The organism is Polynucleobacter sp. TUM22923, from assembly GCF_030295705.1.
In the GTDB taxonomy this organism is placed as follows: domain Bacteria; phylum Pseudomonadota; class Gammaproteobacteria; order Burkholderiales; family Burkholderiaceae; genus Polynucleobacter.
The window spans coordinates 1,796,771-1,811,511 of sequence record NZ_AP027274.1; the positions used below are offsets into that span (position 1 = coordinate 1,796,771).

The window sequence follows — 14,741 nt, forward strand, 5'->3', positions numbered from 1 at the left end:
TCTTGGCACATTCGTTTAAATTAAGTGGCGCTGTAAAGCAGATTACTGCTGTACGGCTACTTAGCAAGCTCCGCCCAGCCAAAAGAAAATAGCCCAACAAGTGGGCTATCTAGCTAAATGATGGAAATAATTCAGTGCAGCACTGTGACCGCCACTACTTCAGAATAACTAAAGTTGCTGTAGCACGAGCACCCCAGCCTGATGGGCCGCCAGGCGTATTACTCACATAGTAAATGGGGCCGGCTCCAAAAGAAATAGGCACGCCATCAAACACCATTAACTTTGAAACGCCCGCATATAAGGGATTTGAAGTACGACGGGCGTCGTAGTTATATTGGGCCTGCATATTGGCGGAATAGGTCCATGCTGTTTTTGTGGTGTACGCAAGAAACGGCTGGCCATATAAATTGTTTTGCGTTCCATAACTGGGATTACCGCCGACACTCCAAGACTGGTAACCCAGCAGGCCATAGGTCCAAGGGCCATCACGATTGAGTACTACAGCAGTAACGCCGGCGCCGGTTTGCTGTGAACCGAACTTACCGCTATTACCAGAGGGTGATTGCGCATAAGGACCAATACCCCAGATCCATGATGAGTTTGTATTAGGCGCATAGAAAGACTCTAGTGTCACACTAGCAACTCCATATCCCGAGAAGGATTGGCCAGCGCCATTCTGAACACTGACTTCTCTTACGCCAGCAATGATGGGGCGCACAATAAAAATATCGCCACCACCTAAATTAAACGGGGCTACCGGTTGGAACAATAGCGTTTGCTCTGAGCCACCTTGATTTTTTCCAACGCCACGACTAAATTCATATTGCATTGGTACAGAAATCATATTCGCAATAGGATTGGATAGTTTCTTAGCGATATCTTCAGTATTAACCGATTTTTCAGTGCCCACAGTTGGCTTGGAAGAGCTAATTCCCTGCGCAAGTGCAGAGCCCATAAAAATGCCAAACAGAAATGTGACTGAAATAATTTGGTGAGATAGTTTTAGCATGATCGTGTGATGAATTTATAAATTAAAAATTAAAGTTTGAAGCTTGTGGTTATTTCAGGCCCGAGCAGCGCCTTCAACTACAAATAACCATGGGCCATAATATTTATTAATTCAATTGAATATATGTTTGCGGTTTATCCACGTTAATATATTTTATTTCCTTAGCATTTATATCCATTTTTTTCATGTCAAACTTTTGAACATTAGAGTTGTCATACATCTTGATAAAGTAAGTCATGTTTTTATTATCCGCAACTGCAGACCATTCAGTTACCTCTATACCAGCTACACTGCCGCCATAAGCACTGCCTGCAACGGTTTGTACAGCTCCTGGAGGAATGTCAAAACTACCTAGGATATGCCACGCAGAATTGATTTGCCTCTCTGTCGAATGGGTTGTTGGCACCGACTTAGAAAGGAACACTGCACGAATAAAACGACTAGTGCTCAAATAATCGCCTGGCAATCCATGCAAGCCGCTACCAGTGCTAGGTGGGTAAAATTTTGTCCCATTAATAACTAACGGGTCTTTCTCTACTGGCGATAGGTTGGCATAGTTACCAATAGAAGCCAAATGGTCAGCAAATACTGGATCGTTAGTCATTACATGCGTTGGATTGTCAGTAATTTGAAGTTGACCCTGAATGTACTCAACAGCAATACTTTTTCCTTTGGCATCATGCAAAGTCATGTGTATTGGCGCTGTCTTATTGCCGAACTGAGGAATTGTTGAGCGATTAACCATAATAGACTTTAAGCCAACCTTTACTTCTTCAACTGTTGCAAAATTAGTCAAGGCATAAGTCAATATTTGCGCAGAAGAAATACTATTAGCTGACTGTTCAGGTGCAACTGCTTGGAAGACTGCTGTATTGGGCGCATTTAGTAAGCCACCTACTAAGCCTTTTTCATTCATCCCATCAACCAGTATCGGCAATCCCAAGCCATTCATACCAACCGTGGCATATTTAGTGGTCCAGTTCCTTCCGGTGCCCGGCTTTCCATCAACCCCTACACCAAGCATTGCTATATTCCTAGGAACCGTCATTAACTGAGACTTTAAAGGCAAGCCAAATTCCATAGTGCGCCCATAAACATACCCGCCATCGTTGCCTGATAAAAGGAAGCTTGTACAAGCATTTGCTAATGGGGCAAAGCCGAGAGAAGTCGCGATGAGAATGCTGAGTAGTTTTTTCATCAGTTTTTGAGCTTTAGATAATTCAAAGTAAAAATTTAATATACCCCATATAACTGTCGGTTTACACGACATTTCTAGCGAGGGGCTGGCCAGATGCTAAAGCGGGAAATTAGTAATATCTACCCCACCAATGAAAATGCCCCGCACGAAGCAGGGCATTTGAAATTGGCTGCCTGAGACTGAATCAACTAAGGTCCAGAATGAGCAACCTTATTTAATCATGCCCAGAATGACTTCATCATGGGTATGTCAGCAATCCCTCTATCCCAGCCTAATTTTAAATAGGCTCCAATCCATTTGGGGTCTATTAAATTTTCTATCTTACTCAGGCCAGGGGGCAAACCAACGATGATGTGTTTAGTTTTAGTGCCCGCAGCCTCTAAATCCTTTACTTCTTGATTTACCGTATTTGGCAAGTTGGAAAGGCGTAGCCCTTGTTTTTGTTCATTCTTGGTCCCATCTCCTAAAGAGAAAATGATCGCCCGCTTAACTCCAGCGATGACATCGCTGTGCGTACTCGTTTGAAAAATCCCCCCATCCATACAAATACGATTTTTTACAAAGGTTGGCCCCACCTGTCCAGGTGCAGATGAGCTGGCAGATGCGGCAACGTTAATAGGCACATTATCTTTGTAAGAAACCACCAAGCGCTCGCCAGTAAAGCAATCAATAGTAGTCGTATACATCGCTGGTGAGGGCCACTTAGTCATAGCGATGATCTTCTCTACGACCTTGTATTGTTTATCTACACCATTGGGGTTGAGTGAGGCCATTGCGGCCTTACCAATCCGCTGAATCGTTGCTGGTGAGCCATCGGATGCTGCTAACGCCGTTGCGGTTGCCCGCTTTTGAGAATCATTAAATTTAACGGCGGGTACTAAATCAACAAACAATTTAGGAAAGTCATTAAAGAAATCCATTTCATCCACTATTAACCACAAACGACCACCCGTTAACATCGAGCCAAATATAGACCCAGCAGAGGTTCCAACAATAATGTCAGCATTACCCAGGTCAACGCCATTTTTTCTAAGCGCGTTAAAGTAGCCAGCATAAAACCCCAGCAATGGCGTTCCGCCACCACCTAGGGCGATGCCCCTCTCTTTGCCCATTCCTGGCGGATTTTTATAAGGAATCGGATGGGATAAACCATCGTTCCAATTGGCAGTGGTATCAATACTCTTTTGGGCTTCTAATACCTGAAACTCATCAATCGTTTTCTTTGAAAGATTAGGTGATTGGGCAAAGGCGTGAGATCCAGCAGTCATAGCAATGCCAGCCACCGAGGTTTTCAAAAAATTGCGCCGTGAGGGTGAGGACATACTCTGTATCCTATCTAGATAGCCTTTAAAAATCTTTTAAAAATTAAATGTAGCGCCCAAAACTGGTCCTGACATGGTGGTTTTTTGTAAAACACCGCTTGATCCCATATCGTAATAAAGCGCCCGATAGGCTAGCGTGACATCACCCCATGGAAATGCTTTAGCAATACCGGTCATTGCCTGCCAAGTCACATTTGTTTTACCGCCTCCGCCGCCAATATCGCCATAGACCGGAATGTACCAACTAGTATCCGCAATCCGATAGCGGCCTTTTAAGCCAACGATCGGATCAACGGTAGAGGTTGTATTGGATTCGGTTTTATTTAATGGGTATCCAATGACCCGAACGTTGACTGTTGTTGAGGTACTAATACTTCGCGCCCCAAGCAATCCATCAACATAAGCATTTGGGGTATTTAAAAGCGTATAAGTTGCTGCCCCCGTAAAAATCGTACTTTTTATATTCGCAGAACTTCCTAGGTCGACTTGATCTACTACCTTGGCAGATTGGTTATTCAGCTGCACATAGATGAGGTCACCCATCACACCCCAATTGCCTTTATGTGCTTCAACAGATAGCATGGCCGCAGCGCTCACCTTGCTCAGTACATTACTACCGGACAGATCCGCTTTACCAACTGCACTATTGTTCACAAATAGCGTCGAATTCATACCCGACAGCCAGGCATACGGCGTTACCGAAAAACGCCATTCATCTGTGATTTTAGGAATAGGCGTAACTTCTTTATCGGCATAGGAGTTATTAATGAATAACAAAGCGGAGATTACAAACAAAAACTTATTGAATTTAGGCATATCGACCTCGAATAAATGATGGGGCAATCTTACCTGATTTAAGGATTTGGCTATCTGGTTCAAAGCGACATTTTTCGCATGACAACAAAAAAGATCGCCTAGTAGAAGGTAGCCCCAAGTTGTCATGGACAAACAAAAATAAATCTGCATATTTAATATTGAACTAGCTTAAATGTTTTTTTACCTGCGGCTCGACCAACGAAAAAACTACTCGGAGGTAGTTTTAGGTTTTTAATGGCCTGGATCTATTGTTTCAGTAGCGCAAGCGCTTTTTTGAAGGCTGTATTTTGAGCTGTCTTAAGCCACTCAAACCCAAGCATCTCGGCTGTGATGAGTCTGGCCCCAGCAATTTGCAGCCGATCAAGTGCAATTTGCTTATCAAGCGCTCGGCGCGAGCCAACACCATCAACCACTATCGAAACATCGTAACCCTCGTCGATGAGATTGAGGGCTGTTTGCATTACGCAAACATGAGTCTCGCATCCCATCAGAATGCATTGTTTGCGTTTGCTGGGGATCGCCTCCACAAGGCCATCGGCACATGCGTTGAAGTAATTCTTGACTATCGTTTTGCTGCAGTACGGTTTAATGGCCTCGATATTACCCCCTAAACTAAGCGGACTTTGCTCAGTGCCAATGATGGGGATTTCTAGCAGTTGAGCAATCTGGGCTGTACGGATGCATTGTTGAAGAATTTTTTCACCTTGCTCAATCGCGGGCATCAGGCGACCCTGTAAATCGATCAAAATGAGCGTCGTATTTTCTGCATCAATATGATTCGATTTATTGATGGCCGCATAGTTCATAGTTCGTAGCTCATTGTTCGAGTGTGATGGATTTATCGCTGGGGCCAGAAATTAAATACCGCATTTTAGGGTTCTAATACATACATACCGTAACATCTTTTTATGGATGCCCATTTAAATACAGAGATTCAGCCGCCAGTACATCTTGCCATTGAAAAAACTACCTGAAGGTAGTTTAGAGGTATTTGGTGGCCCAGAGCGAAATCGACCAAAGCCGAAGATGGGTGGGTCTGTTTCCATGCCACCTTGTAAGATTCACACCAAACAGGGATAAGCTCTTAGCGCTCCTGCCAAGCCCTTCCAATCACCCCAAAATGGATTAAGAGCCCATAAACTAGTCTACACTCAACCCCAATGAACCTTACGACAATTCAAGCGCTGTTTCTACTTTATAGCGCTATTAGTTTGGTGGCTGGAATCCTGATTGCCTCTTTATTTTTTAGAAAAAAGGATGCTTCAGCTACGCTCTGGATATATGGCTGCCTTTTTACTTCAATTGCCACATCAGTCACTGTTTTTAGAAATGAAATCCCTCTGGTAATCAGTTACAGCCTGATGGTTTCTTTTGAGGTACTGTCCATTCTTTTATTTAGCCAGTCCCTTAAAAAACTTTCAATAGGTTCAATCCCGAAAAAAATTAGTTGGCCGCTCTTTTTAATCCCCGCTGGATTTTTTCTACTAATAGAGCTTGGAAGATACTCAGCTAATGGATTGATTACTCCTGAATTATCAGCCATCTCAACACCAGTATTTGGGATTGCTAATTTACTTTGCCTTTATGAAACCTTTACTGTCAGGAAAGAGTTTTCAAATCGATTCTTTTTCAGCTTTCTCGCTGTCATATTTCTGCTTGCAAGTCTGCTCTATTTTTTAAGAGTATTTAATGTGTTTTCTAGATATAGCGGATATGCTTTTGATCTGAAGCCTTATAACCTTGCCATCTGGTTTTTCCTTACTCTGCTTAATTCGATTCGAAACCTTACTTATATTGCACTGAGGCTTCAGCTAGGACTTACTGAGCACAGTCGCCTTAACAACATGAATTTGCGTCTATCGCATACGCTTGAAGAGCGCAATGGCATGATCCTCTCGCTACAAAAACTGAATAGATCATCTTCGATTAATGCGCTGGCATCTACGATTTCACATGAAATTAATCAACCACTGGGCGCATTAATGCTCAATGTTCAATATTTTGACAAAAAAATAGAGTCTGATCCAAGCAATATTTTTATTTTTAAAGAGATTTGTAAAAGCATGTTGGATGACGTCAACAGGGCGTCCACCATTATTAAAAATCTATCGAGATTAAGCTCAAATCAAAACAATCATGTTTCTGTGATTAATCTTGCTAAATCTATTACGCAGGTTATTGATATCTCAAATGGCAGGCTGCGTTCATCGAACACGATCATTGAACTTGATTGTCGGGATAACCTTCAGATAAGTCTAAATATGAGTGAATGGCAGCAAGTGTTAATTAACATTATCAATAATGCGCTCGACGCTCTAGATAGCACTGATAGCAAAAGTAAAAAAATACAAATAAGTGCAATTTCAGATCAATCGTCCATAAAAGTCTTTATTCAAGATAATGGGGGTGGCATCAAGGCGGGTGAGGAAACTAAAATTTTTGAGCTTATGGTCAGCAATAAACAGACTGGCTCTGGGATTGGTCTGTGGCTATCAAAAAATATTATTAATCGGCACGGTGGTGACATTACGGCTTATAACGCTAAGCACGGTGGGGCCTGTTTTGTAATTGAACTGCCCACCACATAGGTTGTCACTTTAAACGACATTCCTACTTTAAGGCTGCCTACGAGCTGGGTAGGAAACTTGCACTATCTAATCCCCAAAAGAAAATAGCCCAACAAGTGTGCTATTTGTATTTCTTGGTTGCCCGAGGCGGAATCGACCAGAGCCTAGGGTGGATGATCCTACCAATTATTAATGGGAGTGTCCTTGAGTACTCATTGGCATATTTTGTTTGATTTGCCCATTACCCATCATTTGCTGATGTTGTTTCATCATCTTTTCATGCTCTTCGGGGTGACAGAATTCATGACTATCAGCACCAGAACTCATTTGATGAGAACTAGCTCCCTTGTAACCAAGAATGGATGGATCTAGCATGCCAGCGATCATAGCGATATGGCCGAACACTAAGAACAAAGCAACGCAGATCGCATGGATCTTTAACTTACCCATTTGATCTAGTGCTCGATTAACTAAACCAAACTCTTGTAAGGCAATCCAGATCAGCGGTAATCCTGCGATGACATAAGTGCTAACAGCGATTACATCAATCACTGTTCTCCACTCGCCTGCCTGTGTAATAGGAATAATGGCATTGGTCACAATGTAGTAAATGATCCCAACAAAGTAAACGCCCACAGCAATTCCAGAAAAGCGATTGAGATAGAAAACAGCACCTTCAAATTTACGGGTAAATAATATATATAGCTCCGTAATTGCCAAGGTTTCAGCCAAGACAATCGGTATAGCCATAAAAATCAATAAGTTCCATGGCTGATTCACAGCCAATAGCTCCATGTAGTGAGTCATGTTCATAGTAAAGCTCCAATGTAATTGCGTGACAAGGCGTCACAATAAAACCAATTTGTTTAAAAATCAGCCGAGCAATTTTGGAGGTCTATATATTTGATTTGAAAAGCCTTCAATCATGAGAGATTGAGACAGCGAGTCAAATACATTGAAATTATTGATAGCAGCACTAGACATTACTTGGGTAGTCATAACGAAACCCAAACAACACTGGAAAGTTTTGCCATGACATTGATTGTGATTAACTGTCTTTGTCTTTACCTGAGCATCAGTGTCCTCATGATGATGAGCACCTGAATCAGGCGCAGTAATCTCATGCTGAGAGCCATTGTCTAAACCAGCAATTGGCATCACAGCCGCATGAATGAGGCTGGCAAACAAGCTAAAACAGATCAGAACACATAAACGACGCATCCAATCATTGTAGGCCCAAGTGAGGCGCCTTGCTTTTGTAGCAATGTCGTTTAAAACGACATTTCTAGCTAGAGGCTGCGGATAAGCCCATGTATGAAATTAGCAATACCCGCCAGCCCAAAAGAACATGCCCCGCATGAGCAGGGCACGAATGAAATTTGGTGGTGCAGAGCACGCCTAATCTAAACCAGCCCTCAACACCACTGAGGACAGAAGTTTACCACAACGGATACGTGCTGACACTTTCGGAATACCCTACCAAAAATCTGCGCGCACTCTCCTCGAATGACTTGGCTTCGTCGCCGAACTACGGCCAACTGTAGTCGTCAACTACTCGAAGAGGCCCGCCATGGAAATTCAACATCTCAACCAAAAGAAGCTCGCACAACGCTGGCAAGTCAGCGAAGCCACACTTGAACGCTGGCGTGGCGCGCGCATGGGGCCAGACTATCTGAAACTGAGCGGCCGCGTATGTTATCGACTTGCCGACGTCGAAGCTTATGAATTGCAATGCCTGCGCACATGCCAGCAGCCAAATCTGGTTACTTTGATCGCGTAGGCAGTGGCGCTGAAACGCTTGCTTTGAACGCTAGCGACTTCATGTTTCAACTCTTGTTCAATCGAGCCTGGATTGCTCGGCAAGTTTCAACGATAGCCGAAAAATCCGGTTGACCCAACGCCAGCAAACCATCCTCCAACATTGCGTTGTAATCATGCTCAAGAGCAGCCAACGATTTACCCGCTGGAATAATCCGGATGGCGCCCGTTACGGCCTTGTAGTAGTTGATCTTGGTTCCATCCGCATCTTTCTCAATGAAGAACATCGATTTGTGCTCAGCAACCTTCAACGCCAATGCTCGATCCGCTGCCGCCTTCTCGAAGTGCTCAGTTTTCGCCATGGCGGCCAGGTCATACCAATGACGGGAATAACGCTCGCCACGCAGTCGGCCCTGCAGACAGTAGACATGTGCAGCCGTTGCTTTTTCCCAGAACGTCCGCTCGGCCGCCATGGTCAAAGTTTGCGCCGTCGGGAACAGTACGCCATCAATGGCCGGCGCAATGTCGCAAGCAACCGAATGAATCTGGTGGGGTTCGCCTGTGGCGCGCGCCCCAAACTCCAACTGAATGGTGGGGGCGGAATACCCCGTGCCGGTTTTTACGGCGGGATAACCCACGATAAGTTTTTCGTTTTCTTTGCCGGCAATGGTTAGCGTTGCCTGCAGGCCAGCGGCATCCAGTGCCGTTTCGATCACCGGCTTCACCGTGTCTTCGATCCAGCCGGGCAAGGACTGCGCACAGCACTGGTGATCTTTCTCTCCTGGCTCACTGAGCCAGGTATCGGATTGCCATCGCGCAGCAAGTCGGGAACGATTTCGCGGATGTCGTAGGTCAGATCCAAATCCTCGGAGAACCGGTCGATGATCTTGTAGACCTTGGACAGCGAAGTGCCGCCCTTGAACGTGAGCTTGCTGGCTAGGGACGAACTGTAAATTGCCGACAAAACCCAGACGACCCAGATGTCCTTTTCCAGCAGATGCGCTGGCCGCCCAGTTCGTGCGGCGGCGACCTCAAGTGCCTCTGCCTGATCGCCACGCGAGAGCGAAAACCACAGCTCAGCCATGCGCGCTCACTTCACCCACCGCGCGCGCCATCCAACTGGGTAGCGCCGCCCTGACGGCAACCATCGCTTCCCACTCTGTCGAGGGTAATTTACTACGCAATATCTTCAGTGCCGCTGGCGTCTCCACGGGGCCCAGCCACGACAAGGCGCGAATTGCCATACCAGCAGGCCGCTTGCCCAGAACAAACAACCAGCGACTGCCATGCTTGAGCTCGACATCACGGTTTCCAAGGCGAAGCTTGCGAGAAGACCCGGAGGTCAAGAAAACCTCCCGCGTCGGCACCTGCGTCGTCAAGCCAAGCGCATTGGCATCTGCAGCGCCATTGGCCACAATAATCTCACCGCTACTGGACTCAATGGCTTGCACCACCGCTTCCGTGGAAGGCGGGCGCGATCCAAACCGGCCATGAACGGGAGCGGCATAGCCACCCCGTCCAACACGTAGCAACTTACCCTCGCGTGTCAGGCGCGTCAGTGCTTGGTCGACCGCAGCCCGTGACCCCAAGTGCAGAAACTCCTTAGGCGACAGCAAACCTCCCTCGGGCAGGGACTGCACAGCGGAAAAAATGTTTTCAGTAAGTTGGCTCATGGGCGGGCTCCGTATGTCAGAAGTTTACTATAGTTTCTGACATTTTGGTCGAAAAAAATCAACACACGCATAACCTATTGAAAAATATAGGCTTGATGTAGATCGGTTCGCAATATGGATTGGTCAGCAGATTGGAAACAAACGATTTTCACCTGGCCGCAACCTTCGCATTGCATGTAAAACAGCGTCCAAACTCTGTTGGAATGCTATATAAATCAATGGGCTTAGAGAGGTTTCAGACCAGTGCAGGCAGTTGCGGATTCCTGCCAACTCCTGCTTACAAATGCGGAAAGCGGTGGAACGATACCTTAATCCAAACTCAATATCAAAACTGGTGCGGAAACCTGCGGCAGCGTGAGGAGCTTTGGGGGAGGGGCGATGCCGCTCGGTTACATGCCGTCGATTCTTTGCAGCGTCTTTTCCAAGGCATCCGGAGCTCCAAGGAACTTCTGGAAACCCTGATCCCAAACTGCAGCAGAGCTATCTTGAGAGATCGTCCAGCCATCCATAGCTCCATAGTCATGCTCCCTGAGTTCGTTGGTGTGAACGTTCATCGAGTGAAATAACGCGATCAACTTGGAATCCGGTTCGAATCGCTCTGCGGCAAAACCATTTGCCCAGTAGTCGACGAACACCAATGGCGTTCGTCGATTCTTGGATCTCGCCTCATGCAGCCAGGTGTTCATGTGCAAGTCAGCCAATCCTGAGCCGATGACGTAGATAACATCGGCGTCCATCAAATCTCGAGCCAATGCGGCATAGTAGTAGCAGAACGGACGTTGTTGAATTCTCGAGAGCTTATCCAAGCCTGTGATGATCGGGCTGCGGACAACCTGAGTGCCGTCCATTCGGCGCTCTCCAGAGCCGGAGAATCGGAAATGTTGAAGCGCTTCAGCACGGTCTTCGTACCAACACAATTCACCAATATCTGTTCTGCCGGGTTCGCCATAGGCCATGTGCACCGACCCATGAAGCTGGAACAGCGCGTGCTCGTTCGAATGATCCCAAAACTGTTCGCCATTGAAGCGAGCGCATGAGCCTGTCGGTTTTTCAAAACCGGTAAAAAAACCCTCTGCGGCTTGTAGCGGAAAGTCGTCGTAATTTGTCGAGTAAATCCGTGTTGTATGGCGCTCACCAAGCCTTTTAAGAAATTCCGCAAGGGGATAAAGGGAGCACTTTGGCGTATTACAGAGGCTCGAGACCTCGGAGAAAATCACCTCGATAATTTTCCGTTCGAGTGGCCCCAACGCATCTTTGTCGATTCCGGCGTTATTGGTCAGAAAAGGCTGTAGCAAAGGCTTAAATTCGTCCGCAGCCCCCGAGGTGGGTGGAAAGAAGTGCAGCAACTCATGCACGCAGTGATAAATCTGCTCGAAATGCACAACCCCGGGGTTTGTCAAATAGCCAGAGAGGTCATTCTTGATTTTCCGAAACGCGACATCACCGCCGACACGCTTCATCCAGGCATCAGCACAAACCGCATTTTCGATGATGTCTGTGAGTGGAATGGTGGCCGGTATCCCGTATTCAACGGAAGCACCGGCACCGAGAATGACAATGGCGCGCTGACGTTTAGGCAACATCCGGCCTCCCCGCACCCGAAGCCGCCACCCCGACCACCAGTGGCGCGTAGGCCAACAAGACCCAACCCAACGCCCACTGTGGCCAAAGCAGGCAAGCCCATGCCCAAGGGGCCAGCCACAGCAGGTTGATAGTGGTCACGAGCAAGGTCACTGAACGGTGGCCCACTTTGCGGTCGCCGTGCCAGCGACGAGAAAGTCGCTGATAGGCATGGCTGCGGTGCGCTTCGTACCAGCGCTCGCCATGGGCCATGCGGGTGAGCAGTGTCACCGTGGCATCGGTGACGAACACCGCCGCCAACACCAGCCATGCGGCGTAACTCAACCAACCAGCCTGAATGGAAAGCAGCGCCAACGCAAAAATCATGAATCCAAGCCAAGTACTGCCCACGTCGCCCATGAAGATTTTGGCGGGCGGCCAGTTGAGCAGCAGAAAGCCCATTGTTGCTGCTGAAACACACAGCATCAACATCCAGACAGGGCTGGTGAAAGCGGCAGGATTCGCCCATGCGGCCAATCCTGCCCCACCCAGCAACATAAACACCGCCTGCATCCCGGCGATGCCATCGATACCGTCCATGAAGTTGAACAGGTTGATCCACCACGCACCCACCAAGAATAGCAAACCCAACAACAGCCAACCATCCAAGCCAAGGCCAGCCCACAGCACCAAAGGCGGCAAGCCACCCAGCGCCGCCAATAGACCAGCCACCACAGCCAGCTGCACCGCAAACCGCCATTTGGCCGACAGGTGCCTCACGTCGTCGAGAAACCCCACCCATGCAAGCGGCAGGCTCAAGGCCAGCACAGGCCAGAGTTGGTTGGCACCGCTCCATGCCAGCCAGGCACCTGCAACCAAGGCCGCAGCCACGACCCCCAGCCCGCCGCCATTGGCCGTGGGCAGCACATGGCTGGAACGGTAGGTGGGTGATTGCACCAATTGCCAGTGTTCCGCCCACCGCAAAACCATGCTCGCCACCAGCCACGAAAGCCCCACGCTTGCAAGCAGCAACCACCCCAACCGGTTCATGCCGACACGTCCTCGGCGCTCAAGAAAAACGGACGGGGCTCAAACCCAAAATCACGAGTCGCCTCCCCGTGATCAAACACCAAATCACGGTTCATCCGCTCGGCCATGGCGGATGACCAATTCCGGTAGCGCGGCACGAGGCGAAGGATTGCCACGGCAAAGCGAAAAGCAAATAGCGGTACAGGCAATAGGCGCACCGGACGTCCAAGCGCGCTGAAAATTCGAGCAACCATATCGCGATAGGCAAGAGTTTCGGCGCCGGACAGGTTGTAGGCACGGTTTGCCGCAGCAGGCGAACCCAACGCGGCAATACAAGCGCCAGCGACATCTTGCGCGTGCAGGGGCTGGCGCAAGCCCTTTGCCTTGCCGAACAAGGGGAAAAACCCAAAACGCCGACCGAATCGCGCGATCTCGGCAATATTTTTGTCGCGGCCCAAACCATAAATCAGCGTTGGCCGCAGGATGATCCATTCCACCCCGTGGCTTGCCGCCCATGCCTGCACGCGCGCCTCGGCATCTGCCAAGCGAAGGGCGATGGCCTGCTCTTCAGGGTCGGATGAATCATCTTTGGTAAAACGGCTGGTGGAAGAAAGTGCGACCACTCGACGGGCGCCGTAGGCTTCTAGCATCGAAAAATACTGCGGCAACACCCAGATAGGCGCCACGCACAGCCAATCACTCACTTTTGACGTGACTGCATGGCCTTGCCACGCTCCTGAATGTTCATCGAGCTGCAACCAGCTTACCCTCGCTTCGGTTTTGCGTTGAGCCGGGCTTCTGGAAAAGGCAATGACGTCACGGCCTTCATGCACCAGAAGCGATATCACGCATTCGCCAACCAAACTCCGTGCGCCTAGCAGTCCGGTCGCAGCGCGATCACCCACGCCCGCCCCAGAAACGCTTCGCCACCAACCGAACCGAGTGGACAACCGAGACCAGCGCAAAGCGCAACCAAACGCCTGCATTCACCAGCCACATCAACACGCTAGGGTATTGATGCCGGAAAAACTTATGATAAAGCCGCACCATCCCCTTGTGTTTGTGCCATTCCACAAAAAATGGCCGGGCGCGGCTGCAATGGCCGTGGTGGTGAAGCACCGGCGCATCGGGCACGAAAAGTATTCTCCAGCCGTGCTGGCGAAAGCGCATGCACCAATCCAAATCTTCGCAATGCAGGAAATAGGCTTCATCCCACAGGCCCACATCGTCGATCGCCGCCCTGCGCACTAACATCAGCGCGCCGGAAATCGCTTCCACGTCGATAGGAGCATCGGGCAGCGGCTGCTTGTGTAAATGAAAATCGAAGAAAAGCCTGGGCCACCGGTTGCTCAGGCGAACCAGGCCAAAAGCCCGCACAAACGAGCGCCACGGCGTAGGCACTGCCCGCCGACCGCCGCCCTGCTCGCTGCCGTCCAGGTTGGTCAACAGCCCACCCACCATGCCCACGCTTGAATCGCTATCCAGCACCTCGACCATGCGCCGCAACGATCCCGCACCGAGAATGCAGTCCGGATTGAGAAATAACAAATGGGCCTGAGAGGCAAGACCCACTCCAAGATTGCAGCCCGCAGCAAACCCATGGTTTTTTGTTTCACAAAGCATCACCAGCCTTGGCTCTGCCGCAAACTGCTTTGCCAGCATATCCATGCTCGCATCGATTGAGGCGTTATCGACAACGATCACCTGCTCGGCTTGCGCCAAGGCTGCCCGAACGCACTCGATCAGCAATGCACCGGCGTTGTGGTTAACGATGACGGCTGAAACGGGTTGAAGAGTCGATTCCATTGC

Annotated in this window: 17 protein-coding genes; 3 read left to right on the forward strand and 14 right to left on the reverse strand. The window is 48.6% G+C overall.

Annotation, left to right across the window (positions count from 1 at the left end; genetic code table 11):
• Nucleotides 1-154: 154 nt before the first annotated feature.
• From QUD86_RS09195 to QUD86_RS09215, 5 genes are all read right to left on the reverse strand, one after another.
• A complete protein-coding gene (locus tag QUD86_RS09195) occupies nt 155-1,009 on the reverse strand; it encodes a hypothetical protein (protein WP_286296892.1) in 855 nt (284 codons plus the stop codon).
• A 106-nt stretch (nt 1,010-1,115) separates the two neighbouring features.
• On the reverse strand, nt 1,116-2,207 hold the full coding sequence (locus QUD86_RS09200) for a linear amide C-N hydrolase (protein WP_286296894.1): 1,092 nt from the start codon (nt 2,205-2,207) through the stop codon (nt 1,116-1,118).
• A 218-nt stretch (nt 2,208-2,425) separates the two neighbouring features.
• Nucleotides 2,426-3,529 (reverse strand): patatin-like phospholipase family protein, encoded by a 1,104-nt coding sequence (locus QUD86_RS09205; protein WP_286296896.1) that lies wholly within the window; start codon nt 3,527-3,529, stop codon nt 2,426-2,428.
• A gap of 36 nt (nt 3,530-3,565) precedes the next feature.
• Nucleotides 3,566-4,345, reverse strand: a complete 780-nt coding sequence (locus QUD86_RS09210) for a hypothetical protein (RefSeq protein WP_286296897.1) — start codon at nt 4,343-4,345, stop codon at nt 3,566-3,568.
• A gap of 245 nt (nt 4,346-4,590) precedes the next feature.
• Entirely contained in the window at nt 4,591-5,151 is a 561-nt protein-coding gene (locus QUD86_RS09215) for an isochorismatase family protein (protein WP_286296898.1), read from the reverse strand.
• 145 nt (nt 5,152-5,296) lie between these two features.
• Between QUD86_RS09215 and QUD86_RS09220 the strand changes: the two genes are divergently transcribed.
• Together QUD86_RS09220 and QUD86_RS09225 are read left to right on the forward strand one after the other, a co-directional pair.
• Nucleotides 5,297-5,425, forward strand: coding sequence for a hypothetical protein (locus tag QUD86_RS09220; protein WP_286296900.1), 129 nt, complete (start codon nt 5,297-5,299; stop codon nt 5,423-5,425).
• An 80-nt stretch (nt 5,426-5,505) separates the two neighbouring features.
• A complete protein-coding gene (locus QUD86_RS09225; RefSeq protein ID WP_286296903.1) occupies nt 5,506-6,933 on the forward strand; it encodes a sensor histidine kinase in 1,428 nt (475 codons plus the stop codon).
• A 168-nt stretch (nt 6,934-7,101) separates the two neighbouring features.
• Here QUD86_RS09225 and QUD86_RS09230 read toward each other — a convergent pair whose 3' ends face one another.
• The gene (locus QUD86_RS09230) at nt 7,102-7,725 is read right to left on the reverse strand and encodes a DUF6803 family protein (protein ID WP_286296905.1); all 624 of its coding nucleotides are present in this window, start codon (nt 7,723-7,725) and stop codon (nt 7,102-7,104) included.
• 60 nt (nt 7,726-7,785) lie between these two features.
• Nucleotides 7,786-8,133, reverse strand: coding sequence for a hypothetical protein (locus QUD86_RS09235; RefSeq protein ID WP_286296908.1), 348 nt, complete (start codon nt 8,131-8,133; stop codon nt 7,786-7,788).
• A gap of 349 nt (nt 8,134-8,482) precedes the next feature.
• Here QUD86_RS09235 and QUD86_RS09240 point away from each other — a divergent pair, with 349 nt between their 5' ends.
• Nucleotides 8,483-8,692, forward strand: a complete 210-nt coding sequence (locus QUD86_RS09240; RefSeq protein ID WP_286296911.1) for a helix-turn-helix transcriptional regulator — start codon at nt 8,483-8,485, stop codon at nt 8,690-8,692.
• Between the two features lie 46 nt (nt 8,693-8,738).
• Here the strand turns inward: QUD86_RS09240 and QUD86_RS09245 are convergent, their stop codons facing one another.
• The 7 genes from QUD86_RS09245 to QUD86_RS09275 all read right to left on the reverse strand — a co-directional run bounded on the left by QUD86_RS09245 (nt 8,739) and on the right by QUD86_RS09275 (nt 14,738).
• Nucleotides 8,739-9,395 (reverse strand): nucleotidyl transferase AbiEii/AbiGii toxin family protein, encoded by a 657-nt coding sequence (locus QUD86_RS09245; RefSeq protein WP_286296914.1) that lies wholly within the window; start codon nt 9,393-9,395, stop codon nt 8,739-8,741.
• Complete coding sequence (locus QUD86_RS09250) at nt 9,392-9,754, reverse strand: nucleotidyl transferase AbiEii/AbiGii toxin family protein (protein WP_286296917.1); 363 nt, start codon at nt 9,752-9,754, stop codon at nt 9,392-9,394. The genes QUD86_RS09245 and QUD86_RS09250 overlap by 4 nt, the downstream gene beginning before the upstream one ends.
• Nucleotides 9,747-10,343 carry a DUF6088 family protein gene (locus QUD86_RS09255; protein ID WP_286296920.1) on the reverse strand — a complete coding sequence of 199 codons (597 nt, stop codon included), beginning with the start codon at nt 10,341-10,343 and terminating at the stop codon, nt 9,747-9,749. The genes QUD86_RS09250 and QUD86_RS09255 overlap by 8 nt, the downstream gene beginning before the upstream one ends.
• 389 nt (nt 10,344-10,732) lie before the next feature.
• The gene (locus QUD86_RS09260; protein WP_286296922.1) at nt 10,733-11,926 is read right to left on the reverse strand and encodes an SIR2 family protein; all 1,194 of its coding nucleotides are present in this window, start codon (nt 11,924-11,926) and stop codon (nt 10,733-10,735) included.
• Entirely contained in the window at nt 11,916-12,953 is a 1,038-nt protein-coding gene (locus tag QUD86_RS09265) for an MraY family glycosyltransferase (RefSeq protein WP_286296925.1), read from the reverse strand. The genes QUD86_RS09260 and QUD86_RS09265 overlap by 11 nt, the downstream gene beginning before the upstream one ends.
• Nucleotides 12,950-13,837, reverse strand: a complete 888-nt coding sequence (locus QUD86_RS09270) for an NAD-dependent epimerase/dehydratase family protein (protein ID WP_286296926.1) — start codon at nt 13,835-13,837, stop codon at nt 12,950-12,952. The genes QUD86_RS09265 and QUD86_RS09270 overlap by 4 nt, the downstream gene beginning before the upstream one ends.
• Nucleotides 13,830-14,738, reverse strand: coding sequence for a glycosyltransferase family 2 protein (locus tag QUD86_RS09275; RefSeq protein WP_286296929.1), 909 nt, complete (start codon nt 14,736-14,738; stop codon nt 13,830-13,832). The genes QUD86_RS09270 and QUD86_RS09275 overlap by 8 nt, the downstream gene beginning before the upstream one ends.
• Nucleotides 14,739-14,741: the final 3 nt, after the last annotated feature.

Excerpts from the sequence above, each read along its gene's own strand:
- QUD86_RS09260 (WP_286296922.1), bottom strand. The coding sequence starts at position 11,926 with ATGTTGCCTAAACGTCAGCGCGCCATTGTCATTCTCGGTGCCGGTGCT.
- QUD86_RS09225 (WP_286296903.1), top strand. The coding sequence starts at position 5,506 with ATGAACCTTACGACAATTCAAGCGCTGTTTCTACTTTATAGCGCTATT.
- QUD86_RS09235 (WP_286296908.1), bottom strand. The coding sequence starts at position 8,133 with ATGCGTCGTTTATGTGTTCTGATCTGTTTTAGCTTGTTTGCCAGCCTC.
- QUD86_RS09240 (WP_286296911.1), top strand. The coding sequence starts at position 8,483 with ATGGAAATTCAACATCTCAACCAAAAGAAGCTCGCACAACGCTGGCAA.
- QUD86_RS09215 (WP_286296898.1), bottom strand. The coding sequence starts at position 5,151 with ATGAACTATGCGGCCATCAATAAATCGAATCATATTGATGCAGAAAAT.
- QUD86_RS09195 (WP_286296892.1), bottom strand. The coding sequence starts at position 1,009 with ATGCTAAAACTATCTCACCAAATTATTTCAGTCACATTTCTGTTTGGC.
- QUD86_RS09250 (WP_286296917.1), bottom strand. The coding sequence starts at position 9,754 with ATGGCTGAGCTGTGGTTTTCGCTCTCGCGTGGCGATCAGGCAGAGGCA.
- QUD86_RS09210 (WP_286296897.1), bottom strand. The coding sequence starts at position 4,345 with ATGCCTAAATTCAATAAGTTTTTGTTTGTAATCTCCGCTTTGTTATTC.
- QUD86_RS09265 (WP_286296925.1), bottom strand. The coding sequence starts at position 12,953 with ATGAACCGGTTGGGGTGGTTGCTGCTTGCAAGCGTGGGGCTTTCGTGG.
- QUD86_RS09275 (WP_286296929.1), bottom strand. The coding sequence starts at position 14,738 with ATGGAATCGACTCTTCAACCCGTTTCAGCCGTCATCGTTAACCACAAC.
- QUD86_RS09205 (WP_286296896.1), bottom strand. The coding sequence starts at position 3,529 with ATGTCCTCACCCTCACGGCGCAATTTTTTGAAAACCTCGGTGGCTGGC.
- QUD86_RS09230 (WP_286296905.1), bottom strand. The coding sequence starts at position 7,725 with ATGAACATGACTCACTACATGGAGCTATTGGCTGTGAATCAGCCATGG.
- QUD86_RS09200 (WP_286296894.1), bottom strand. The coding sequence starts at position 2,207 with ATGAAAAAACTACTCAGCATTCTCATCGCGACTTCTCTCGGCTTTGCC.
- QUD86_RS09255 (WP_286296920.1), bottom strand. The coding sequence starts at position 10,343 with ATGAGCCAACTTACTGAAAACATTTTTTCCGCTGTGCAGTCCCTGCCC.